The sequence below is a fragment of the Streptomyces melanosporofaciens genome, assembly GCF_900105695.1.
Taxonomy (GTDB): Bacteria; Actinomycetota; Actinomycetes; order Streptomycetales; family Streptomycetaceae; genus Streptomyces; species Streptomyces antimycoticus.
Genome location: NZ_FNST01000002.1, coordinates 4,704,299 through 4,725,565 on the forward strand (window position 1 = coordinate 4,704,299; position 21,267 = coordinate 4,725,565).

At 70.8% G+C, this 21,267-nt stretch carries 20 protein-coding genes and 2 pseudogenes; 12 read left to right on the forward strand and 10 right to left on the reverse strand.

Annotated features, from left to right (window positions below):
* Positions 1 to 52 precede the first annotated feature (52 nt).
* Positions 53 to 613, forward strand: a complete 561-nt coding sequence (locus BLV72_RS23240) for a TetR/AcrR family transcriptional regulator (protein WP_093464596.1) — start codon at positions 53 to 55, stop codon at positions 611 to 613.
* Between the two features lie 116 nt (positions 614 to 729).
* On the opposite strand, the gene sodN is transcribed toward BLV72_RS23240, so the two are convergent.
* Positions 730 to 1,125: a superoxide dismutase, Ni gene (gene sodN / locus BLV72_RS23245; protein ID WP_037965025.1), complete on the reverse strand. Its 396-nt coding sequence runs from the start codon at positions 1,123 to 1,125 to the stop codon at positions 730 to 732.
* A 253-nt stretch (positions 1,126 to 1,378) separates the two neighbouring features.
* On the opposite strand from sodN, the pseudogene BLV72_RS52055 reads away from it, so the two are divergent.
* A pseudogene (locus BLV72_RS52055) lies at positions 1,379 to 1,546 on the forward strand (S24 family peptidase); the annotation flags it as partial.
* Between the two features lie 104 nt (positions 1,547 to 1,650).
* Here BLV72_RS52055 and BLV72_RS23255 read toward each other — a convergent pair.
* Complete coding sequence (locus BLV72_RS23255) at positions 1,651 to 2,313, reverse strand: CGNR zinc finger domain-containing protein (RefSeq protein ID WP_093464599.1); 663 nt, start codon at positions 2,311 to 2,313, stop codon at positions 1,651 to 1,653.
* Between the two features lie 124 nt (positions 2,314 to 2,437).
* Here BLV72_RS23255 and BLV72_RS23260 point away from each other — a divergent pair, with 124 nt between their 5' ends.
* Positions 2,438 to 3,214, forward strand: coding sequence for a class I SAM-dependent methyltransferase (locus BLV72_RS23260; RefSeq protein ID WP_093464601.1), 777 nt, complete (start codon positions 2,438 to 2,440; stop codon positions 3,212 to 3,214).
* Between the two features lie 68 nt (positions 3,215 to 3,282).
* On the opposite strand, the gene BLV72_RS23265 is transcribed toward BLV72_RS23260, so the two are convergent.
* The 3 genes from BLV72_RS23265 to BLV72_RS23275 are packed head-to-tail and all read right to left on the reverse strand — an operon-like array spanning position 3,283 to position 5,976.
* Positions 3,283 to 4,035, reverse strand: coding sequence for an amino acid ABC transporter ATP-binding protein (locus BLV72_RS23265; protein WP_059147812.1), 753 nt, complete (start codon positions 4,033 to 4,035; stop codon positions 3,283 to 3,285).
* Between the two features lie 5 nt (positions 4,036 to 4,040).
* A complete protein-coding gene (locus tag BLV72_RS23270; RefSeq protein ID WP_093464602.1) occupies positions 4,041 to 4,979 on the reverse strand; it encodes an amino acid ABC transporter permease in 939 nt (312 codons plus the stop codon).
* 43 nt (positions 4,980 to 5,022) lie between these two features.
* The gene (locus BLV72_RS23275) at positions 5,023 to 5,976 is read right to left on the reverse strand and encodes an ABC transporter substrate-binding protein (protein WP_093464604.1); all 954 of its coding nucleotides are present in this window, start codon (positions 5,974 to 5,976) and stop codon (positions 5,023 to 5,025) included.
* 508 nt (positions 5,977 to 6,484) lie between these two features.
* On the opposite strand from BLV72_RS23275, the gene BLV72_RS23280 reads away from it, so the two are divergent.
* Both BLV72_RS23280 and BLV72_RS23285 read left to right on the forward strand, forming a co-directional pair.
* Positions 6,485 to 7,717 carry an NAD(P)-dependent malic enzyme gene (locus BLV72_RS23280; RefSeq protein WP_093464605.1) on the forward strand — a complete coding sequence of 411 codons (1,233 nt, stop codon included), beginning with the start codon at positions 6,485 to 6,487 and terminating at the stop codon, positions 7,715 to 7,717.
* A 207-nt stretch (positions 7,718 to 7,924) separates the two neighbouring features.
* Positions 7,925 to 8,887, forward strand: coding sequence for a zinc-binding dehydrogenase (locus BLV72_RS23285; protein WP_093464607.1), 963 nt, complete (start codon positions 7,925 to 7,927; stop codon positions 8,885 to 8,887).
* Positions 8,888 to 9,081: 194 nt separating this feature from the next.
* Here BLV72_RS23285 and BLV72_RS23290 read toward each other — a convergent pair whose 3' ends face one another.
* The 3 genes and pseudogenes from BLV72_RS23290 to BLV72_RS23300 form a co-directional block, all read right to left on the reverse strand.
* The gene (locus tag BLV72_RS23290) at positions 9,082 to 9,873 is read right to left on the reverse strand and encodes an antibiotic biosynthesis monooxygenase (protein WP_093464608.1); all 792 of its coding nucleotides are present in this window, start codon (positions 9,871 to 9,873) and stop codon (positions 9,082 to 9,084) included.
* Positions 9,874 to 10,306: 433 nt separating this feature from the next.
* Positions 10,307 to 11,404, reverse strand: coding sequence for a PadR family transcriptional regulator (locus BLV72_RS23295; RefSeq protein WP_093464610.1), 1,098 nt, complete (start codon positions 11,402 to 11,404; stop codon positions 10,307 to 10,309).
* Positions 11,404 to 12,260: pseudogene (locus tag BLV72_RS23300) on the reverse strand (DUF4097 family beta strand repeat-containing protein). The gene BLV72_RS23295 and the pseudogene BLV72_RS23300 overlap by 1 nt, the downstream one beginning before the upstream one ends.
* Positions 12,261 to 12,643: 383 nt before the next feature.
* Here BLV72_RS23300 and BLV72_RS23305 point away from each other — a divergent pair.
* Genes BLV72_RS23305 through BLV72_RS23315 form a run of 3 tightly spaced genes read left to right on the forward strand, consistent with a single transcriptional unit; the run spans position 12,644 to position 16,916 of the window.
* Positions 12,644 to 15,502 (forward strand): non-ribosomal peptide synthetase, encoded by a 2,859-nt coding sequence (locus BLV72_RS23305; RefSeq protein WP_093464611.1) that lies wholly within the window; start codon positions 12,644 to 12,646, stop codon positions 15,500 to 15,502.
* A gap of 55 nt (positions 15,503 to 15,557) precedes the next feature.
* Positions 15,558 to 16,502, forward strand: a complete 945-nt coding sequence (locus tag BLV72_RS23310) for an NAD-dependent epimerase/dehydratase family protein (RefSeq protein ID WP_093464613.1) — start codon at positions 15,558 to 15,560, stop codon at positions 16,500 to 16,502.
* Positions 16,503 to 16,517: 15 nt separating this feature from the next.
* Positions 16,518 to 16,916 carry a nuclear transport factor 2 family protein gene (locus BLV72_RS23315; RefSeq protein WP_093464614.1) on the forward strand — a complete coding sequence of 133 codons (399 nt, stop codon included), beginning with the start codon at positions 16,518 to 16,520 and terminating at the stop codon, positions 16,914 to 16,916.
* Positions 16,917 to 17,016: 100 nt separating this feature from the next.
* Here the strand turns inward: BLV72_RS23315 and BLV72_RS23320 are convergent, their stop codons facing one another.
* Positions 17,017 to 17,637 carry a malonic semialdehyde reductase gene (locus BLV72_RS23320; protein WP_059147750.1) on the reverse strand — a complete coding sequence of 207 codons (621 nt, stop codon included), beginning with the start codon at positions 17,635 to 17,637 and terminating at the stop codon, positions 17,017 to 17,019.
* Positions 17,638 to 17,785: 148 nt separating this feature from the next.
* Here BLV72_RS23320 and BLV72_RS23325 point away from each other — a divergent pair, with 148 nt between their 5' ends.
* Together BLV72_RS23325 and BLV72_RS23330 are read left to right on the forward strand one after the other, a co-directional pair.
* The gene (locus BLV72_RS23325; RefSeq protein WP_093464616.1) at positions 17,786 to 18,469 is read left to right on the forward strand and encodes a TetR/AcrR family transcriptional regulator; all 684 of its coding nucleotides are present in this window, start codon (positions 17,786 to 17,788) and stop codon (positions 18,467 to 18,469) included.
* Between the two features lie 22 nt (positions 18,470 to 18,491).
* Complete coding sequence (locus BLV72_RS23330; protein WP_093464617.1) at positions 18,492 to 19,307, forward strand: AfsR/SARP family transcriptional regulator; 816 nt, start codon at positions 18,492 to 18,494, stop codon at positions 19,305 to 19,307.
* 56 nt (positions 19,308 to 19,363) lie between these two features.
* Here BLV72_RS23330 and BLV72_RS23335 read toward each other — a convergent pair whose 3' ends face one another.
* Positions 19,364 to 19,546, reverse strand: a complete 183-nt coding sequence (locus tag BLV72_RS23335) for a DUF6104 family protein (RefSeq protein WP_078643568.1) — start codon at positions 19,544 to 19,546, stop codon at positions 19,364 to 19,366.
* 126 nt (positions 19,547 to 19,672) lie between these two features.
* Here BLV72_RS23335 and BLV72_RS23340 point away from each other — a divergent pair, with 126 nt between their 5' ends.
* Entirely contained in the window at positions 19,673 to 20,443 is a 771-nt protein-coding gene (locus tag BLV72_RS23340; RefSeq protein ID WP_093464618.1) for an SDR family NAD(P)-dependent oxidoreductase, read from the forward strand.
* A gap of 301 nt (positions 20,444 to 20,744) precedes the next feature.
* A complete protein-coding gene (locus BLV72_RS23345; RefSeq protein WP_093464620.1) occupies positions 20,745 to 21,125 on the forward strand; it encodes a MerR family transcriptional regulator in 381 nt (126 codons plus the stop codon).
* The last annotated feature ends 142 nt before the right edge of the window (positions 21,126 to 21,267 follow it).

Below are 21,267 nucleotides of genomic sequence, written 5' to 3' on the forward strand. Positions count from 1 at the left end.
CTCTCGGTACGATACGGAGGGCCCCGCCACTTAGCAACCCGGAGGTGACGCCATGCCCGCCCAGCGTGCGGACGCCCGGCGCAACTACGAGCGCATCCTCGCCGTGGCCGAGGAGGAGGTCGCCGCGCACGGCGCCGACGCCTCCCTGGAACAGATCGCCCGCACCGCCGGAGTCGGCTCGGCCACCGTGCGCCGCCACTTCCCCACCCGCGGCGCCCTGCTGGAGGCCGTCTTCCGCGAGCGGATCGAGGTCCTGGCCGCCCGCGCCCGGGAACTCGCGAAGGAAGAGGACGTACGGGCCGCGCTGCTGGAGTGGCTGGGCGCGCTCACCGTCTACTCCGCCTCGGTGCAGGGCCTGGCCACCGCGCTGCTGCGGAACGGGGAGCTCGATCCGGAGCATGCGAACCCCTGCGTCAACACGCTCGCAGAGGCGGGTGAGCCGCTGCTGCGGCGAGCCGAGCGGGCCGGTGTGATGGCGCCCGGGACGACCGCGGTCGACCTGGTCACCCTGATCGCCGGGATCGCGCTGGCCACCCAGCACCACCCGGACCCCACCGCCGAGGCGGACCGGCTGCTGGGCCTGGCCGTGGCGGGGATCAGCCCGCCGGGGTGAGCGGGCGGGGGCCGGTCAACCCCCGCGCCCGTCAGGGACGTTCCCCCGAACAAAAGACCGCACCCGGGCCACTCGGGGCGGCTCGGGTGCGGTCTGGCCATACAAGGGAAGAGCGGTCAGCCCTTCTTGGTCTCCCAGAAGATCTTGTCGATCTGGGCGATGTAGTCCAGGGCCTTCTGACCCGTGGCCGGGTCGGTCGAGCCCTTGGCCGCGCTCAGGGCCTTGAGGGTGTCGTTGACCAGCTGGTGCAGCTCCGGGTACTTCTCGAAGTGCGGGGGCTTGAAGTAGTCACTCCACAGCACCGAGACGTGGTGCTTGGCGAGCTCCGCGCGCTCCTCCTTGATGGTGGTGGCACGGGCGCGGAAGTGCGGGTCCTCGTTGGCCTGGTACTTCTCCTGGATGGCCTTGACGGACTCGGCTTCGATACGAGCCTGGGCCGGGTCGTACACACCGCAGGGCAGGTCGCAGTGCGCGCTGACCTGAACCTTCGGGGCGAACAGGCGGGAGAGCATAGAGCTGTCCTTCCATTCGTGATCGTCTTCTCAGGTGCGAGATTACTCCGTGGGGGAAGCCTTTTCTCGGGTGCCCCGGGGGGCTTAGGTCAAAAGTCCGGTGACAGTCTGGGATGCCTGGGATCGTGATGGTGCGGGGTTGAGGACCGGAGGTGCCGTGATGCGGGAGCAGCTGGGCGATCGCGGGCAGGAGCCCGACCGCGACCAGCGCGGACTGCTGCGGATCGGGCTCGCGGAGGTGTACAACCCGTCGATGCAGCCGACGCTGTACCCCGGCGACCAGTTGGTGGTCCGCTACGGGGCGCCCGTGCGCCCGGGGGACGTGGTGGTGGTGCGCCATCCGTTCCGGCAGGACCTGCTGATCGTCAAGCGCGCGGTGGAGCGGCGCGAGGGCGGCTGGTGGGTCAAGGGCGACAACCCGTACGTGGAGAACGACAGCCGGGAGTTCGGCGTCGTGCCGGACGAGCTGGTGGTCGCCCGGGCATGGCTGCGGCTGCGGCCGCGGCCGGGCGCCGGGCGCCGCGGTCAGCGGTCCGTGGCCGGGCTGGTCTTCTGGGCGGTGTCCGCGGTGCGGCCGGTGGGCTCGCGGTCCTGGCGCCGGCTGCGCTCGGCGCCGGCCGACCGCTCGGCGTCCAGGCGTTTGCGCGCGCGGTAGGCGGCCACATTGGCGCGGGTCGCGCAGCGGTCGGAGCAGTAGCGCCGGGACCGATTGGTCGAGGTGTCGAGATAGGCGTTGCGACAGGGTGACGCCTCACAGATGCCCAGCCGGTCGGCGCCCAGTTCGGTGAGGTGGAAGGCCAGCCCCATCGAGGCGGTCGCGGCGTATCCGGAGCCCGCGTTGGCGGCGTAGTCCGCGATATGCATATGCCACTTGGGGCGGCCGTCGTCGTCACGGGTCTCATGGCCGGAGATCTGCGGGCTCACCGGGAACTCGATGAGCAGCGCGTTCAGCAGGTCCACCGCCAGGACCTCGTCGCCGCCCGCCGCCGCCTCGAAGACGGCACGCAGCCGGGCCCGGACCGACCTCAGCCGGGTGACATCGGCGTCCGTCGCCCGCCGGGCCGCCTGCCGGCTCTCCCCGAAGAGCGCCCGCACGGCCTCCACCGAGGTCAGGGTGTCGGTGCCGCGGTTTGGCTCCTCGCTGTTGACCAGGCGCACGGCGAGATCCGAGTAATAAGCCAGTTCCACTTGTGGTCCTTACGACGGGGCATCTAGAGTCGGGTAAGAGGCGTTCTGCCTACGAGAGTATTACGGGGCGGCTGCGCCGGAGACGATGACGCATGGCTTACGACGCATGGCTTGGAGGGGCTCGATGACGGACACCGTCGCCGTGGCGGACTGGCAGGCGTGGCAGCGGAGCTGGGACCGGCAGCAGGAGTGGTACCTCCCCGATCGTGAGGAGCGGTTCCGGGTGATGCTCGACGCGGTCGAAGGCGTCGTCGGCCCCGAGCCGAGGATCCTGGACCTCGCATGCGGCACGGGCAGTATCTCGGACCGGGCGCTGCGCCGGTTCCCGGGCGCCACCAGCACCGGCGTGGACCTCGACCCCGCGCTGCTGACGATCGCCCGCGGCCACTTCGCGGCCGAGCCGCGCGCCGAGTTCGTGACCGCCGATCTGCGCGACCCCGGGTGGGCCGGGCGGCTGCCGCACCGTACGTACGACGCCGTCCTGACCGCCACGGCGCTCCACTGGCTGCGCTCGGACGAGCTGCGGGTGCTGTACGGGCAGATCGCGGGCGTCGTTCGGGAGGGCGGGGTGTTCCTCAACGCGGACCATATGCCCGACCCGGCCACGCCCCGGCTCAACGCCGCCGACCAAGCGTTCCGGAAGGAGCGGCAGGCCCGGGCCCAGGCCGGGGGCGCCCAGGACTGGGCCCAGTGGTGGCAGGCCGCCGCACGGGACGAGGTGCTGGCCGGACCGGTGGCCGAGCGGTTCACCATCTTCGGTAATCCGGCCGACGGCGACCACGCGGACGGGGAGACGCAGTCCGTCGCCTGGCATGCCGAGGCGCTGCGCGAGGGCGGCTTCGGGGAGGCGCGGGCCGTATGGTGCTCGCCCTCGGACGCGATGGTGCTCGGGCTGAAGTGACCCCGGTGCGGTGTGCGTGAGGGCGGTACGGGCGGGTGCCCGTACCGCCCTCACGGCCGCGACAGTCCCTACAGCACCTTGGAGAGGAACGACTTCGTCCGCTCGTGCCGCGGATTGGTCAGCACCTCCCGGGGGTGCCCGGACTCCACCACCACGCCGTCGTCCATGAAGACGACCGAGTCCCCGACCTCGCGGGCGAAGCCCATCTCATGCGTGACGACGATCATCGTCATGCCGTCCTCGGCGAGCCCGCGCATCACATCGAGCACATCGCCGACCAGCTCCGGGTCGAGCGCCGAGGTGGGCTCGTCGAAGAGCATCAGCTTGGGCTCCATCGCCAGCGCCCGCGCGATCGCGACGCGCTGCTGCTGGCCGCCGGAGAGCTGGGAGGGGTAGTTGGCCGCCTTGTCGGCGAGGCCCACCCGGTCCAGCAGCTTCAGCGCGCGCTCCCGCGCGACCGCCTTGGTCTCGCGCTTGACCTGGACCGGCGCCTCGATCACGTTCTCCAGCGCGGTCATGTGCGGGAAGAGGTTGAAGCGCTGGAAGACCATGCCGATGTCGCGCCGCTTCTCGGCGACCTCGCGGTCCTTGAGCTCGTAGAGCTTGTCGCCCTTCTGGCGGTAGCCGACCAGGTCGCCGTCGACGTACAGCCGCCCGGAGTTGATCTTCTCCAGGTGGTTGATGCAGCGCAGGAAGGTGGACTTGCCGGAGCCGGACGGGCCGATCAGGCAGAACACCTCGCGCGGCGCGACCTCGAGGTCGATGCCCTTGAGGACCTGCACCGGGCCGAAGGACTTGTGGACGCCTTCGGCCTTCACCATGGCGGTCATGCGCCGACACCTCCGGAGCGGTTGCTGAAGGAGAGCAGATTGGCCCGGACCCGCTGCAGCGGGGTGGCCGGCAGGCTGCGGCTCGAGCCGCGCGCGTAGTAGCGCTCCAGGTAGTACTGGCCCACGCTCAGGACCGAGGTGAGGATCAGGTACCAGGCGGCCGCCAGGAAGAGCATCTCCGCCGTGGCGCCGGAGTTCTGGCCGACCTCGGAGGTGGCCTGCAGCAGATCCCAGTACTGCACCGCGATCACCAGCGAGGTGGTCTTGAGCATGTTGATGAACTCATTGCCGGTCGGCGGCACGATCACCCGCATCGCCTGCGGCAGCACCACCCGGCGCAGCGTCTTGGCGTGGCTCATGCCGAGCGCCTGGGCGGCCTCGGACTGACCCTCGTCGACCGACTGGAGGCCCGCCCGGCAGATCTCGGCCATGTACGCGGCCTCGTTCAGGCCCAGGCCCAGCAGGGCGGCCAGGAACGGGGTCATGAAGTCCGACCACTCGTCCTTGTAGATCGGCATGATGTTGATGTAGTCGAACACCAGGCCGAGGTTGAACCAGACCAGTAGCTGCACATAGACCGGGGTGCCGCGGAAGAACCAGATGTAGCCCCAGGCGATGGAGGCGGTCACCGGGTTCTTCGACAGCCGCATCACCGCGAGGATGATGCCGAGGACCACGCCGAGCACCATCGAGAGGATGGTGATCCAGACGGTGTTGCGGACGCCCCTGAGGACCTCGCCGTCGAAGAAGTAGTCCGGGATGGCGCCCCAGTTCACATCGCCGCGGGCGAACGCGGAGATGAGCAGGAAGAGCACGGCGATGGTGATGACCGCGGAGACCCAGCGGCCGTAGTGCCGCACCGGGATGGCCTTGATGTTCTCCGGCGCCGGCGGCGGGGCGTCGACCGGACCCGCCTTGTCAATCTTTGTCGTCACGGATGGTGCCTTTCAGCGCGAGCGCGGACGGGGGAGGGCCGGATCACTTGCCGCCGTTGATGATGGCCTTGGTGACCGCGCCTTCCTTGACGCCCCACTTCGCGATGATCTTGTCGTATTCGCCGTTCGCGATGATCAGGGCGAGGGCCTGCTTGATGGCGTCGCGCAGCTGGGTGTTCTTCTTGGCGATGGCGATGCCGTACGGGGCCGCCTCCACCTGCTCGCCGACGAGCTCGAAGTCCTTGCCGCCACCGGAGGTCTTCACGGCGTACGCGGCGACCGGGAAGTCGCTGGAGCCGGCGACGGCGCCACCGCCGCGCAGCCGGGTCTGGGCCTCGGTGTCATTGCCGAACGCCTCGACCGAGATCTTGCCCTTGCCGTTCTTCTGGCAGGTCTTCGACTGGGACTTGGCCAGGTCGTGGGAGACGGTGCCGCGCTGCACGACGATCTTCTTGCCGCACAGGTCGCCCCACGTCTTGATGCCCGTGTTGGCGCCCTTCTTGGTGTAGATGGAGACACCCGCGGTGAAGTAGTCGACGAAGTCGACCCCCTCGCCCGCCTTCTTGCCGGTGTCCGGGTCCACACCCTCCTGGCGGCCCTTGTTGTCGGTCATGGCCGACATGGCGATGTCGTAACGCTTGGAGCGCAGGCCCGAGAGCAGGGTGTCGAAGGTGCCGTTGTTGAACTCGAACTTCACCCCGAGCTGCTTGCCGAGCGCGTCGGCAATGTCCGGGTCGATGCCCATGACCTCGCCGTTCTTCTTGAACTCGACCGGCGGATAGTTGATGTCCGAGCCGACCTTGATCACCTTGGCGCTCTGGATCTCCTTGGGGAGCTGGTTGAAGAGCGGGGCCGCGTTGGTGTTCGACCCACCGGTGGCCTTGTCGGTCTGGTCGCCGCAGCCCGTCAGCAGCAAGGCGCCTGCCACCGCTATCGCGCCGACGGAGGCCATCCGGGACTTCAGGGTGGCCCCACGGGGCGTGAAGCTGGCGGTCATGCTGGTTCCTCCGGCAGGGTGAGGGGGTGAGATCTGGGGAACACGTTTGTGAGTGTCGCGATCTCGTGTGATTGGGGCATCTTGTCATCGGACGGGCCCGTGCGGACCGCCGGCCATGTCAAAATCGGATAACGGGCGATCCCCGTGGTGCACAACCGGACAGCGGCACCGGCCGGACAGTGGCGGCCGGAGGCGCGGGGCGGGCTCATGATCACGCGGAGAACAGCGCGTGACGGAGGCATGGACTTTCCCTGGAGATTCGCCCGCCTTCAGCCGTAATGCCTGGCTTTCCGGCGTCACCGCACCAGAACTCGCTCGTCGCTCGACGCGCGCTTCAGGTAGAACAGACGGCACCCCTCACCCGGGGCTCAGGGCGTGTGTGCGACGCGCCCGGCGTTCGTACCCAGACCCATGCGGTGGTCATCCGCTGAATGGGACGACGCGGTGCCCGCCCGCTCCGAACCTGGGGCGGATACCCTCGACAGAAAAACGACAAAGGGGTCAAACAGTGGCAGCGGAGATGGTCAATCCTCGCAGCGACAGCACAAGCGGCAGTGGCGAAGGAGCCGACGGCGTGAGCGGCGGAGAGCCCTTCGATCCGGCTTTCGCCCTGCACCGCGGCGGCAAGATGGCCGTCCAGGCGACCGTGCCCGTGCGCAACCGGGACGATCTGTCCCTCGCGTACACACCGGGCGTGGCCAAGGTCTGCAGCGCCATCGCCGAGCAGCCCGAGCTGGTCCACGACTACACCTGGAAGTCCCAGGTCGTCGCCGTGGTGACGGACGGCAGCGCGGTGCTGGGGCTCGGTGACATCGGCCCGGAGGCGTCCCTCCCGGTCATGGAGGGCAAGGCGATCCTCTTCAAGCAGTTCGGCGGGGTGGACGCGGTGCCGATCGCGCTCGACTGCCGGGACGTGGACGAGATCGTGGAGACCGTCGCCCGGTTCGCGCCCTCGTTCGGCGGCGTCAATCTGGAGGACATCTCCGCGCCCCGCTGCTTCGAGATCGAGCGCAAGCTCCAGGAGCGGGTCGACATCCCGATCTTCCATGACGACCAGCACGGCACGGCGGTGGTCACCCTCGCCGCGCTGCGCAACGCCGCCAGGCTGACGGACCGCGCGCTGGGCCAGCTTCGCGCCGTCATCTCCGGAGCGGGCGCCGCCGGTGTGGCCATCGCCCGGATCCTCACCGAGGCCGGCATCGGCGATGTCGCCGTGTGCGACCGCAAGGGCGTCGTCTCCCAGGACCGCGAGGACCTCACCGACGTCAAGCGCGAGCTGGCCGGCTTCACCAACAAGGCCGGGCTCACCGGATCCCTGGAGGCCGCGCTGGACGGCGCCGACGTCTTCATCGGCGTCAGCGGCGGCACGGTGCCGGAGGACGCGGTGGCGAAGATGGCCTCTGGCGCCTTCATCTTCGCGATGGCCAACCCCAACCCGGAGATCCACCCGGACGTCGCCCACCGGTACGCGGCCGTGGTCGCCACCGGGCGCAGCGACTTCCCGAACCAGATCAACAACGTCCTCGCCTTTCCCGGCATCTTCGCGGGCGCCCTCCAGGTCCGGGCCTCCCGGATCACCGAGGGCATGAAGCTCGCGGCCGCCGAGGCGCTGGCCGCGGTGGTGGCCGATGAGCTGAGCGCGGACAAGGTCATCCCCTCGCCGTTCGACGACCGGGTCGCCCCCGCCGTGACCGCGGCCGTCGCCGCGGCCGCCCGCGCGGAGGGCGTCGCCCGCCGCTGACGCCCGCCGGGGCCCAGGTGCCACTAGCGCGCCGGGCCATCGCGGGCTGTGCCATCGGGCGCCGGGCCATCGCGGGCTGTGCCATTACGGGCCGGGCCGCCCCTCATCCGAGGGGCGGCCCGGCCCGTGGGCTTGTGTGCGGCGGGCGAGCGGGGTCACACCGTGGCGTGGTTCCGTGGGGTCGCCGTGCGGCCTAAGGTCGGGATCATGTTCGCTGCCTATGCCGCACGTATCGACCGTGACCAGCCGCTGAGCGGCCTCGAACTGGGGGAGCGCCCCGAGCCGCAGGCGCGGCCCGGCTGGACGACCGTGAACGTCAAGGCCGCCTCGCTCAACCACCATGACCTGTGGTCGCTGCGCGGTGTGGGCCTCGGCGAGGAGTCGCTTCCGATGATCCTCGGTTGCGACGCGGCCGGGATCGACGAGGACGGCAACGAGGTCGTCCTCCACTCCGTCATCGGCCAGAGCGGACACGGCGTCGGCCCGAAGGAGCCCCGCTCCATCCTCACCGAGCGCTACCAGGGCACCTTCGCCGAGAAGGTGACCGTCCCCAGTTGGAATCTGCTGCCCAAGCCCAAGGAGCTCTCCTTCGAGGAGGCCGCCTGTCTGCCCACGGCCTGGCTGACCGCGTACCGCATGCTGTTCACCAACGCGGGGGTGCGCCCCGGCGACAGCGTCCTGGTCCAGGGCGCCGGTGGCGGTGTGGCCACCGCCGCGATCGTGCTGGGCGCGGCCGCCGGACTGCGGATGCTGGCCACCAGCCGTGACGAGGCCAAGCGGGCCCGCGCCGTCGAGCTGGGCGCCGAGAGCGCGTACGAACCGGGGGAACGGCTGCCGCGCCGGGTGGACGCCGTGATCGAGACGGTGGGCGCCGCGACCTGGTCGCATTCGGTGAAGTCCCTCAAGCCCGGCGGCACTCTGGTGATTTCCGGCGCCACCAGCGGCCCCAACCCGAAGGCCGCCGAGCTCAACCGGATCTTCTTCCTGGAGCTGAAGGTCGTCGGCTCCACGATGGGCGGGAAGGACGAGCTGGAGGACCTGCTGAGCTTCTGCGCCGCCCGCGGTGTCCGACCGGTGATCGACTCGGTGCTGCCGCTGGACCGGGCCCGTGAGGGGTTCGAGAAGATGGCGGGCGGCGATCTGTTCGGCAAGGTCGTATTGACGGTCTGAATACCGTGCCGCCCTTCACGGCCGGATACCGAGCCGCCCTCCACGGCCGCAATGGGGGCCGGGGATTCGCGGGGAATTCGAACAGACCCGATGGATCCGGTCCGCGCCGAGAGGGCGGCGAGAGGACGCCGAGAGGACGCCGAGAGGGCGGCGAGCATATGCCGGAGGCTTTGGCGCGGAGCCCGCGCGTTGATCTACCGGGCCTCGCGCTCCGGCGAATTCGCAAAATTCCCGGACGCCGCCGACGGCGGTACGAAGCTCCGCCGGAAGTGATAGGAGCGGGACGAGGCCCCCACCCGACCGGGGAAGTCGCGCACCCGGTCCCAGAGGGTCGAGCCGCCGCCGCGCGGCCCATCGGCCGCCATGGCCGCCTCATAGGTCTCCGCGCTGCTCCAGCGGGCGTAGTTGAGCACCCGGGCGCGGTCGGTGCTCAGATGGCGCTCGCCGTCGACGATCAGATGGAAGTCGGCGGAGATCAGGCCCGGGTCGGGCTCGTTCTCCAGGGCCTCGATGACCAGGTCGGTCCAGGACCGGCGGAGCTCGGGATCGGGGTCGTCGAAGTCGATCTCGACCACGACGATCAGCCCGGGGGCCGACCCGGGGTCCCGCGTATCGCTGTGGGCGGCCGGTGCCTGGAAGCTGCGGTAGTGGCGATAGGAGGAGAGGCCGAGCCGCTTGAGGTCCGGGACCGCGCTGTCGATCGCGTCGTTGCGCTCCTGGCGCTGGGTCCGGACGAAGGCGTGGTACGCGGCCTCACTGACCCACTGGGAGTGGTGCATCAGCGTATCGCCGTCCGTACCGGCGTAGACGTTGTAGGAGAGCAGCTCGGGTGCCGGCCAGGGGCGGCTGTCCCAGGTGGCGGCGATGGCGTCGACCGCGGCCCGCTGTCGTTCCGGTGTGCCCACGCTCCAGGTGCTGAACAGCGCGGCGCCCACATCGGGCCGGGTGAGATCGGGCAGCGGGCCGGAGCTGGTCGGGGCGGACATGGCAGTCTCCTCGCGGTTGGGGACGTCGGAAAGCCGAACGAGCCGGGGGAGAGGCATTGGGGTCGGAGGGGCGCTCCCCCGTGGTGCGCCCCTCCGACCCCGATCCTGAGACTTCAACCGCGGTTCAGGTCAAGCGACCAGGGGCGCGGAGCCGCATATCGATGCTTTCCCCTCCCCGCCCCTCCCCGTTACCAGGGGCGAAGCCCCTGGACCCCGGGCCCCGGGGCGGGGAGTGGATCAGCCCGCCCCGGGCGGCACGATCCGCCGGACACGCCTGGGCGCGGGTAGCTCCTTCCCGCAGCGTCGATGTGCGGCTCCGCCGCGTGGCAGGGCGCTCCGCCCCAGACGCCGGGGTCCGGGGCGGAGCCCCAGTTGTGGGAAGGGGCGGGGAGTGGAGCAGCCCGCCGCAGGCGTCAAGGCCCGCCGGACAGACCTAGGACCGCTCCCCCCGCAGCAGCGCGGTGATCCGTGCCGCGGTCGTCCCCAGGTGGTGGCGGGCGTCGGCCAGTTGGGCGTCCGTCACCCCGTGGTCGCGGGCCGCGTCGCGGATGTCGTCGCGGAGCCGGTCGAGCAGCCGTTCCAGATCGCGGGCCGGGGTGTCCGAGGGGGTGAAGTCCTTGGCCCACTCGGGCTCCTGAACTCCGGCCGCGCCGCTGCCGCTGTCGCCGTCCCCGCCGGTCGGCTTCTCCTCCTCGCCGCCGCCCTTCGGCTTGGTCATGTCCATCCGCTCGACCTTGGTTTCCGGTCCGGACGTCTCGTCGTCCCAGCCCCAGCCCCAGTCCGAGCGCGAGGTGCCCTGGCGGGAGATGCGGCTCATGCCGCGCGACACCTCGGCCAGCCCCTCGCGCACCGCCTGCTGCCAGTCGCCCGCCCGGATGTGCTCCTGCGTCTGCTCCTGGACCCGCCGGGCGATCCGCTGGACCTCCTCGCGCGCGAAGTCCTGTGCGTCCTTGGCCTGCTTACGGGCGCGCTGGGCGTCCTGCCGGGCCCGTCGGCTCTCCTCCTTCGCCCGGCGCGCCTGCTCCTTCCACTCCTCCTTCGCGCGCCGCATGTCCTCCTTCGCCTGCCGCCAGGTCTCCTTGTCGCCCCACGGCCCCTCCCACGGGCCGTGCTTCTCCTGGGAGCCGCCGGTGCCGCCCGAGGCGCGGGCCTGCTGGGCGGCCTCCCGCATCTCCCGCCGCAGATCGCTCGCGGAGCCGCGGACGTCCTCCCGGATCTCGGCGGCGAGTTCGGCGACCGACTCGCGGATCTCCAGCTCCAGATCGGCCAGCTCACCGCCGCGGTCGGCCAGTTCGGCGCGTCCGGCGTCGGTGATGGAGTAGACCTTGCGGCCGCCCTCGGTGGTGTGGGTCACCAGGCCCTCGGCCTCCAGCTTGGCCAGCCGGGGATAGACGGTGCCGGCCGAGGGCGCGTACAGCCCCTGGAACCGCTCCTCCAGCAGACGGATGACCTCGTAGCCGTGGCGCGGCGCCTCGTCGAGCAGCTTGAGCAGGTACAGGCGCAGTCGGCCGTGGGCGAATACGGGGGGCATCAGAGGACCTTTCCCTGGGTGCCGTCGGTGGTGTCCGTGTCGTCCTCGGACGGCGGACGGCGCAGCAGCGCGATGGCGCCCGAGACGGTGGTGGCCTTGAGGCTGCCTTTGCCCGCCCCCAGCCGCCCGGTGATCCGTTTGGCCCCCACTGGCCGCTGACCCGCAGATCGTCGAAGCCGTTGGAGACCGAACCGGTGGCCGTGTTGGCCTCGACCTCCGCGTCGGCGGGGTGCGGCAGCCGGATGGCGATCTCCCCGGAGACGGTGGTGAGGTTGATGTCGGAGCACTTCGGGGCGGGGGCGAGATCGAGCACCATATCGCCACTGACGGATTCGGCCCGTACCGAGGGCCCGGAGCCCTCGATGACGGTGAGGCCGCCGGAGACGGAGTGGAACCGCAGATCGCCGGTGACGGCCTGCGCCTCGACCCGGCCGGAGACGGTCTCGGCCCGCACCGGCCCGGTCAGCCCGAGCAGGGTGAAGTCCCCGGAGACACCGCGCAGTTCGGCGCGGCCGGCCAGTGCGGAGACCACGGCGGAGCCCCCGATCACGCCGACCGTGGCGCTGGTGCCGACGGGCACGGTGAGGGTGACATGGGCGGTGCGGTTCCACTGCCCGAGCCACTTGCGGAAGCCCTTCCAGGAGAGGTCGTCGTAGGCCACGCTCAGGGTGCCGTCGACATGGCCGACCTTCAGCGCCGGGCCGTCGATCTCCGAGACCTCGAGGCGGGCGGGGCCATGGTCGGTGCCGACCACATTGACCGTGCCGCCCGCGATACGGACGTCGAGGGCCGACACCGGGTCGTCGAAGGTGAGCCTCTGTGGTGCGGTGATCGACCACTGTGATCCGGCTGACATCCCTGGCCTCCCCTGACTGGACGTGCGGCGCGTCACGACGACGCAACATATCGTGTCTCTACTGAACACGATATATCGCGGTCCTGCGGAGTCAAGCCCGGACCGGCCCCGGCCCGGGAGGGTGGCGCCCGGCTGTCGCCCGCCCCGGCGGCGGCCACCTCCGGAGTGCCCGCGTCCCTGCCGCAATCGCGCGAGCCGACGACGGATGCGTGGCGCAGCCATCGTTCCCTGTGGACCGGATCACCCTTCTTCGAGAAAATCCTGCTTCCCGGGAATTCGCCGCTAGAGTCTCGCTAGAGCACTGGTGGAGCGTCGTGGAGACAAATGTTCGGGACTGTTACCTTCGTGGCCTCAGAATCGGGAAGGAAGAGGGCCGTGGGGGAATGACGTCACAACCCTTGAATACCTCGGCACCATCGGCACCGGAGGAAGGTTCGGAGCCGCTCTCGGTTGCCCAGTTGCTGGTGCGGGCGGCGCGCGATCACGCCCATTCCGGGGTGCGCTATCTGGTCGGCCCCACGGCGAGTGAATCCGTGCGGCAGTCCTACCCGGAACTCCTGGAATCGGCGCTCGGCCTCCTCTTCGCACTCCGGGGCCGGGGATTGCGCCCGCGGGACACGGTGGCCCTGCTGCTGGACCGCCAGCCGGAATTCCTGACCGTCCTCTGGGCCTGTCTGCTGGGCGGCTTCGTGCCCTGCCCGATGGTGGCCATCTCCGGTGACCCGGCCCGCTGGTCGGCCCAGCTCACCCACGTCAACGGGCTGTTGGGCGGGCCCCTGCTGGTGACCACCGAGGCGATGCGCGCCGAGCTGCCGGAGGTGCCCGGCCTCGCGGTGGCCGTGGTGGAGGAGCTGCGCGACGAGGCCGCGGACCCCTCCGACGCCGAGCGCGGGCAGTCGCCCGCCGTGCACTCCGCGGCCCCGGAGGACCTCGCGCTGCTGGTGCTGACCTCCGGCTCCACCGGGAATTCCAAGGCGGTCACGCTCACCCATGGAAATATCCTGGCGTCGATGGTCGGAAAGGCGGGGAAACAACAGCTCACCGCCGCCGACACCACCTTCAACTGGATTTCCTACGACCATGTGGCCGCGCTCCTGGAAGCGCATATGCTGCCGCTGTACGTGGGCGCCGAGCAATTGCACGCGGAAGCCGCGGTCATTCTCGAGGAGCCACTGCGGTTCCTCCGGATCATCTCCCGCCACAAGGTCACGATGACCTTTACGCCGAACTTCCTCCTCGGCCCGCTCAATTCCTCCGTCCACGAGATAGCGGAGGAGATATCGGCGGGCGGAGAAGGGCTCGATCTCAGCGCGCTGCGCCATATCGTGAGCGGCGGTGAGGCGAATGTCGTCGCGACCGGTGAGGCATTCCTCGCCCATTACGCTCCGTATGGACTGCGGGAGGGAGCCCTCTGGCCCGCCTTCGGCATGACCGAGACCTGCGCCGGATCGATCTACAACCGAGCGTTCCCGGTCACCGATGTGGGCCAGGAGTTCGCCAACCTCGGCACCCCCGTCGAGGGGCTGCGGATCCGGGTCGCCGACGACGACCACCGGGCGCTGCCCGCGGGCGAGATCGGCGAGCTGCAGCTCAGCGGGCCGATGATCACCAGCGGCTACTACCACGACGAGGCGGCCACCGAGGCGGCGTTCACCCCCGACGGCTGGTTCCGCAGCGGCGATCTGGGCCGGATCGACGAGGGCCGGCTGACCCTCGTCGGGCGCAGCAAGGACAGCGTCATCGTCAATGGCGTCAACTACTTCAGCCATGAGATCGAGGCCGCCCTGGAGCAGCTCGACGACGTGGCGAGCGGCTTTGTGGCGGCGTTCCCGACCCGCCGCCCCGGCAGCGACACCGAGCAACTGGTCATCGCCGTCAGCCCCGAACCGGCGGACGACGACGAGGCCGGGCTGCACCGCATGATCACCGCGGTGCGCTCCACCGTCGTGATCCACTGGGGCTTCCGGCCCTTCCTCATCCTGCCGCTGCCCAAGGAGGCCTTCCCCAAGACCAGCCTCGGCAAGACGCTGCGCCGGCGGATGCGGCACCGTCTGGAGTCCGGCGGATACGACGAGGTCATCGAGCGGGTCGCGGAGCTGACCACCCGCCGGCTCGGCGGCCACACCCCGCCCGAGGGCGAGAGCGAGCGGATCCTCGCCGAGATCTACGCCGAGATGTTCGACACCGTCCCGGAGCGCATCAGCGCCACCGCCAGCTTCTTCGACCTGGGCGGCACCTCGCTGGACATCCTGCGGCTGCGCCGCCAGGTCCACCGGCGTCTTGGCGTGGCGGACCTGCCGGTCATCACGGTGCTCACGGCGCCCTCGGTGCGGCAGCTCGCCGCCCGGCTCGGCGACGGCGGCGCGCCCGGCGCGGCGGTGTACGACCCGGTCGTACCGCTGCAGACCGGCGGCGAGAAGACCCCGCTGTTCTGTGTCCACCCCGGCGTCGGCGAGGTGCTGGTCTTCGTCAACCTCGCCAAGTACTTCGTCGGCGACCGGCCGTTCTACGCGCTGCGCGCCCGTGGCTTCAACGAGCACGAGAAGCCCTTCACCAGCTTCGAGGAGATGGTGGAGTGCTATGTGGAGGCCATCCGCGCCCGCCAGCCGCACGGCCCCTACGCCGTCGCCGGCTACTCCTACGGCGGCGCCGTGGCCTTCGAGATCGCCAAGGCGCTGGAGGCCCAGGGCGAGCGGGTCGACTTCGTCGGCAGCTTCAACCTCCCGCCGCATATCAAGTACCGCATGGAGGAGCTGGACTTCGTCGAGACCGCGACCAACCTGGCCTTCTTCCTCGACCTGATCAACAAGAAACAGTCGCTCGACCTCCCGGCCGAGCTGCGCCCCCTGCCCCGCGAGGAGCAGCTCGCGCATCTGCTGCGGATCGCCCCGCGCGGCCGGCTGGACGAACTCGACCTGGACCTCGACACGTTCACCGCCTGGGCGGAGCTGGCCCATGGCCTCACCGCCCTGGGCCGCGACTACCAGCCCAGCGGCACCACCCGCTCCATGACGGTCTTCTACGCGATCCCGCTGCGCGGCACCAAGGAGGACTGGCTGGAGAACGAGCTGCGCCGGTGGGACGAGCACACCACGGAGCCGAACCGGTATCTGGACGTACCCGGTGAGCACTACACACTGATGGGCCCGCGGCATGTCGCGGCCTTCCAGGCGGTTCTGCGCAGGGAACTCGACCGTGCGCTGGGCGACGCCGACCGGGCCCGGACCGCGGGCCAGGCATAGGCCCGAGCGGGCCAGGCAGCGGCCCGAGCGGGCCAGGCACAAGGAGAAGAGCAGGGTGGAAGGCAAGAAGATCCTGGTCACCGGGGGCACCGGGCAGGTCGCCCGGCCGGTGGCCGAGGCGCTGGCCGAGCACAATGAGGTGTGGTGTCTGGGCCGGTTCGGCACCCCCGGTATCGAGAAGGAGCTGAACGACCAGGGGATCACCACGTTCCACTGGGACATGAACGACCTGGGCGCGGCCGCGTACGAGGGGCTGCCGGACGACTTCACCCATGTCTTCCACTCGGCGGTGCGCCGCGGTGAGGACGGCGACGTCAACGCGGCCATCGAGGTCAACTCGGTGGCCACCGGCCGGCTGATGAGCCACTGCCGGCGGGCGGAGGCGTTCCTCTTCGTCTCCACCGGAGCGCTCTACAAGCGGCAGACCCTCGACCACGCGTACACGGAGGACGACCCCGTCGACGGGGTGGCCGACTGGCTGCCCGCCTACCCGGTGGGCAAGATCGCCGCCGAGGGTGCGGCACGGGCGTTCGCCCGGGTGCTGAACCTGCCGACGACCATCGCCCGGCTCAACATCGCCTACGGCCCCGGCGGCTACGGCGGGGTGCCGATGCTCTACTTCAAGCGGATGCTCGCGGGCGAGCCGATACCGGTGCCCATGGAGGGCCAGAACTGGTGCTCGCTCCTCCACACCGATGATCTCGTCGCCCATGTCCCCCATTTGTGGAAGGCCGCCTCGGCCCCGGCCACGCTGGTCAACTGGGGCGGTGACGAGGCGGTCGGGATGACCGACTGCGTGCGCCATCTGGAGGAGCTCACCGGGGTGCGGGCCCGGCTCGTGCCCAGCGAGGTCACCCGCGAGACCTATCAATTCGACCCCACCCGGCGGCGCGAGATCACCGGCCCCTGCCGGGTGCCGTGGCGCGAGGGCGTGCGGCGTACGCTCCAGGCGCTCCACCCCGAGCACCTTCCGTCCGAGCCGCGGCACACCGCCGTCTGAGGAGTGGCGACCACCATGGCATCAGCGAACATCGAGGCCATTCGCGCCTCCTACGCGGGTTTCCGCGACCGCGACATCGAGGGGATCCTGTCGGGCATGCACCCCGATGTGGAGTGGGTCCATCCGGAGGGAATGGCCAAGTACGGGCTCGGCGGCACCAAGCTGGGCCATGCGGGGATCAAGGACTTCCTCGCCCATGTGCCGACCGTGCTGGGCGGGATGAAGCTGGCGCCGAAAGAGTTCATCGAGCAGGGCGACCGGGTCGTGGTGTTCGGCACCCGAGAGGTGACCTCGCGCCGCGGTACGACCGTGACGCTGGACTTCGTCCACTCGTGGACGATGCGGGACGGCAAGGCGGCGAGGATGGAGGACATCTTCGACACCGTGGCGTTCCATGAACTGATCGAGAGCTGACCGAAACCGATAAGCCCCGCCGGCCGTCCGCTCCCGCGCCGAGAAGGCACGGGAGCGGACGGCCGTTCTTTCCGGAAGAGGTCTTCTTCCGGAAGAGGTCTCAGACCGTGCGGACGACCTCCTCGTACTCCAGCCGCGGCAGCCGGCCCATCCAGGCGTCCGGACCCGGCTTGCCGATGTTGACCACACAGACCGCCGCGTGCCGCCCGTCCTCGAAGAACTCCTTGGAGACGGCCGCGTGATCGAAGCCGATCATGGGCCCGGCGGCGAGCCCCGCCGCGCGCACGCCGAGGATGAAGTAGCCCACCTGCAGCGCGGTGTTGAAGCGTGCCGACGCCTCCCGCATGCCGGGGTCGGCGAAGATCTGCTGCGGGTTCTCCATGAAGGGCACCAGCCGCGGCAGCTCCTCATGGAAGTCCAGGTCCGCGGCGAGCACCGCGACCAGCGGCGCCTTGGCCGTCTTCTCCTGGTTACGCCCCGTCATATGCGCCACCAGTCGGCCGCGCGCCTCCTCCGAGCGCACCAGGACCACCCGGAGCGGCTGCTGGTTCATCGAGGTGGGGGCGTACTTGACCAGCTCGTGGATCGCGCGGACCTGCTCGTCCGTCACCGGCTCGTCGGTGAAGGTGTTGGCCGTCCGGGCCTCCAGGAACAGCTGCCGCTGCGCCTCCGGTGCCAGGGTGAGGGGGCTCAGGGCCCCGCTGCTCTCCGGTGCGCTCATGGGAGCTCTCCTTGTGAAGCGGTGAGGAAACGACATGATCTGCCGATGAATTAATTGGACTGGACGGGCTAGTCCATTGCAGTAAACGAAGGCTAGACTCACACGTCCATCGAGGGCAAGACCGGCTCGGAGCGAGGAGGTTGGGCCGTTGCGGACGGACAGCGGTCCCCGGCGCAGCGCCGCGGGACGGCCCGCGGGCCCCCAGCCCGCCAAGCGGCAGGCGATATTGGAGGCGGCCGTGGCCGTCTTTCTGCGCGAGGGATACAACCGGGCGAGCGTGGACGTCATCGCGGACGAGGCCCGCGTGTCCAAGCAGACCGTCTACAACCACTTCGGCGACAAGGAACGGCTGTTCATCGCCGCCGTCGAGGAGGAGCGCGAGCGGGTCGCGGCCGGTTTCGCCGCCGGTTCCCCATACGCCCTCGGACCGGACGGCACCGAGCCCCCCGGGGCGTACGACGACGGCGACGCCCGCACCGCGCTGATCCACTTCGGCCACCGGGTGCTCGCCGTACTCCTCGACGAACGGGCCTCCGCACTGCGCCGCCTGGTCATCGCCGAGGTCGCCCGCCACCCCTCGCTGCGCCCCGCATGCGCCGAGGGGGAGCCCCAGCAGCTGGTGACGTACCTCGCCGAGATGCTCGGCCGGCGCACCGGCCGCGGCGAGCTGAACGTACCGGAACCGGCCACCGCCGCCCGCCAGTTCGTGGCCCTGATCGTCCAGCAGGGGCTCTACCAGTCGATGTACGGCACCTGCCCGCTCGCCGACGCGGCGGCCGCGGCCGTCTGCGAAGGCGCCGCCGACCTGCTCGTCCGTGCCTACCGCCCATGAAGCCCGAAGAGAGGTGCCACCCATGCGGGTGAGCGTGCTCGGACCGCTGACAGTCGGCCTCGGCGCCCGGTCCGGGGTGCCCAGCGCGATGAAGCCGCGCAAGGTCCTGTCCCTGCTGCTGCTCCACGCCGGCCGGATGGTGCCGGTGCAGTCGCTGATGGCCGAGCTGTGGGGCGACCATCCGCCGCGTACCGGGCTGACCACGCTGCAGACGTACATCCTGCACCTGCGCAAGCTGCTCGCCGAGGTGCTGGGGATGCCGTCGGCCGCCGTCACCCGGGATGTGCTGCAGACCCGGCCCGGCGGTTACGCCATGGTGGTGGGGGCGGGCCAGCTCGACGTCCATGAGTACCGCGCACTGGTCGCCGAGGGCGAAGGCGCGCTGGAGGCCGGCGACGAGCGGACGGCGGACCTCTCCTTCCGGCGGGCGCTGGCCCTCTGGCAGGGCCCGGCCCTGGTCGACGTCACCCCGCACGGGCGCCCGCTGCAGGCGGAGGTCGCCCGGCTTGAGCAGTCCCGGCTCACGGTCACCGAGCGCGGGATCGAGACCCGGCTGCGGCTCGGCGGCCATCTGGAGGTGCTGAGCGACCTCGCCTCGCTGGTCGTGGAGCACCGCTTCCACGAGGGCATGCACGGGCAGTACATGCTCGCCCTCCACCGCTCCGGCCAGCGCACCCGCGCCCTGACGGTCTATCAGCGGCTGCGGATGACGATGACGGAGGAGCTGGGTCTTGAACCCTCGGCGAAGCTGCAGCGGCTGCAGCAGGCGGTGCTGGTGTCCGACCCCCGGCTGGACCACGAGGCGGGGGCGCCGGGGCGCGGTCCGGTGGTGGCGTGACGGGTGGCCGGTAGGGCCGCCTGGCGCTCAGGTGTGGTCGGGCTGAGGCGTCGCCCTCAGACGTCGTCGTCTTCCTCGTCCAGCCGGGCCAGCCAGGTCGCCAGCCGCTCCACCGGAACCTCGAAGTCCGGGTTCAGGTCGACGAACGTCCGTAGCTGCTCGGCGAGCCACTCGAAGGTGACCTCCTCGGTGCCGCGTCGCTGCTCCAGCTCCTCGATACCGCGATCGGTGAAGTACAAGGGTCGCTCCGGTAGGGATGGTGTGGATCTACCCGCCCAGGATATGCGGCGCCGCGGCCCGGTGAGCGATCCGAGGGCCGCCGGAGTTGACCTTGACGCGGGCGTCAATGTTTACGGTGCGTTGGCATGACAGACATGACAGCCGCACACTTCGACGGCACAGCGGTGATCGTCACCGGTGGGGGCACGGGGATCGGGCGGGCCGCCGCGCGGACCTTCGCCGAGCAGGGCGCCCAGGTCCTGGTGGTCGGCCGGACGGCGGCCCGGCTCGCCGAGACGGCCGCCGACGCCCCGGGCATCCGGCCGCTGGTGGCCGACGTCGCGGCGCCGGGTGCCGCCGAACTGATCGTGAACACCGCGCTGGAGGCGTTCGGCCGCCTCGACGTGCTGGTCAACAACGCCGCCGTGGTCCGGCAGACGCCGCTCGGGGACATCCGGCGGGAAGCCGTGGAGGAGATGCTCGCCGTCAACCTGCTCGCGCCGATGTACCTCACCGAGGCCGCCGTTCCCCATCTGAGCGAGAGCGCCGGTGTGGTGATCAACGTCAGTACGGCGATCGGCCGGCGCGGCTGGCCGATGCCCGGCACGGAGCTGTACGCCGCGCTGAAGGCCGCCCTGGACACGCTGACACGGAGCTGGGCGGTGCAACTCGCCCCGCGCGGCGTGCGCGTGGCCGGTGTGGCCCCCGGCCCCATCGCCACCTCGATCGGGCGGCACCAGGGGCTCGACACCGAGCAGATCGACGCCCTGCGGACGACCCTGATCGAGCACGTCCCGCTGCGGCGGCTCGGCCGGGTGGACGAGGTCGCCTTCTGGATCACCCAGCTCGCCCGGCCCGAGGCGGGCTACACCACCGGCGTGGTCCTGCCCGTGGACGGCGGGGCGCTGGTGGGTTAGGAGGCGCCCGGCGGATCGTGCCGCCCGCGGCGGGCTTCTCCCCTCCCCGCCCTTTCCCGCGACCGGGGGCTCCGCCCCAGACCCCGGCCGGACGACCTGGATGGCGCGGGCGTCCGCCCGGTCACCGGCCGACGGCTCGACCACCGCCCCGCAGGGGGCGCGGTCGAGACCCTGGCCGATGAGCTGATCGCGGCGGCGGTCGGCTCGTCGCCCCCCGGGGTCCAGGGGCGGAGCCCCTGGCAGCGGGAGGGGGCGGGGAGGGGAAAGAACAGGGGGCCCCGGCCGCGGGTAGTGTCGCCGCATGAGGATAGGGGAGTTGGCGAAGGCCACCGGTGCCACCACCCGGGCCCTGCGCTTCTACGAGGAGCGAGGGCTGCTGAGCTCCACACGCGCGGTCAACGGCTACCGGGTCTACGACGAGCGGGCGATCCGGCGGGTGGCCAACATCCGCTATCTGCTGGACGCCGGGCTCACGCTGGAGGACATCGAGCACTTCGGCGCCTGCCTGGACGGCGACCTGCCGGGCAGCCGCCCCTCCGAGGCCATGCTGAACGTCGGGCGCCGCCGCTTGAGCGTCCTGGACGACCGGATAGCCACCCTCGCCCGGGTGCGCGACGAACTCGCCGAGCGGCTGGCCATCGCCTCCGGCGACCGGGCCGCGGTCACTGCGTCGTCCGGCTGAGCAGCCAGGACACCAGCGCGCGGACGGCGCCGGAGAGCACGGCGGCGGTGAGGGTGAGAAGGGCGGGGCGGGGACGGTTCGGCATCGTTGACCTGCTTTCGTGAAACCGGCCAAGGCGCCGGGGGTACGTTTCACGATGTGC

What these genes read in the sequence shown, in the direction of transcription:
- BLV72_RS23320 (WP_059147750.1), bottom strand. Translation starts at nt 17,637, where the DNA reads ATGAGCGCACCGGAGAGCAGCGGGGCCCTGAGCCCCCTCACCCTGGCA.
- BLV72_RS23275 (WP_093464604.1), bottom strand. Translation starts at nt 5,976, where the DNA reads ATGACCGCCAGCTTCACGCCCCGTGGGGCCACCCTGAAGTCCCGGATG.
- BLV72_RS23285 (WP_093464607.1), top strand. Translation starts at nt 7,925, where the DNA reads ATGTTCGCTGCCTATGCCGCACGTATCGACCGTGACCAGCCGCTGAGC.
- BLV72_RS23295 (WP_093464610.1), bottom strand. Translation starts at nt 11,404, where the DNA reads ATGCCCCCCGTATTCGCCCACGGCCGACTGCGCCTGTACCTGCTCAAG.
- BLV72_RS23340 (WP_093464618.1), top strand. Translation starts at nt 19,673, where the DNA reads ATGACAGACATGACAGCCGCACACTTCGACGGCACAGCGGTGATCGTC.
- sodN (WP_037965025.1), bottom strand. Translation starts at nt 1,125, where the DNA reads ATGCTCTCCCGCCTGTTCGCCCCGAAGGTTCAGGTCAGCGCGCACTGC.
- BLV72_RS23330 (WP_093464617.1), top strand. Translation starts at nt 18,492, where the DNA reads ATGCGGGTGAGCGTGCTCGGACCGCTGACAGTCGGCCTCGGCGCCCGG.
- BLV72_RS23260 (WP_093464601.1), top strand. Translation starts at nt 2,438, where the DNA reads ATGACGGACACCGTCGCCGTGGCGGACTGGCAGGCGTGGCAGCGGAGC.
- BLV72_RS23240 (WP_093464596.1), top strand. Translation starts at nt 53, where the DNA reads ATGCCCGCCCAGCGTGCGGACGCCCGGCGCAACTACGAGCGCATCCTC.
- BLV72_RS23265 (WP_059147812.1), bottom strand. Translation starts at nt 4,035, where the DNA reads ATGGTGAAGGCCGAAGGCGTCCACAAGTCCTTCGGCCCGGTGCAGGTC.
- BLV72_RS23290 (WP_093464608.1), bottom strand. Translation starts at nt 9,873, where the DNA reads ATGTCCGCCCCGACCAGCTCCGGCCCGCTGCCCGATCTCACCCGGCCC.
- BLV72_RS23345 (WP_093464620.1), top strand. Translation starts at nt 20,745, where the DNA reads ATGAGGATAGGGGAGTTGGCGAAGGCCACCGGTGCCACCACCCGGGCC.
- BLV72_RS23315 (WP_093464614.1), top strand. Translation starts at nt 16,518, where the DNA reads ATGGCATCAGCGAACATCGAGGCCATTCGCGCCTCCTACGCGGGTTTC.
- BLV72_RS23305 (WP_093464611.1), top strand. Translation starts at nt 12,644, where the DNA reads ATGACGTCACAACCCTTGAATACCTCGGCACCATCGGCACCGGAGGAA.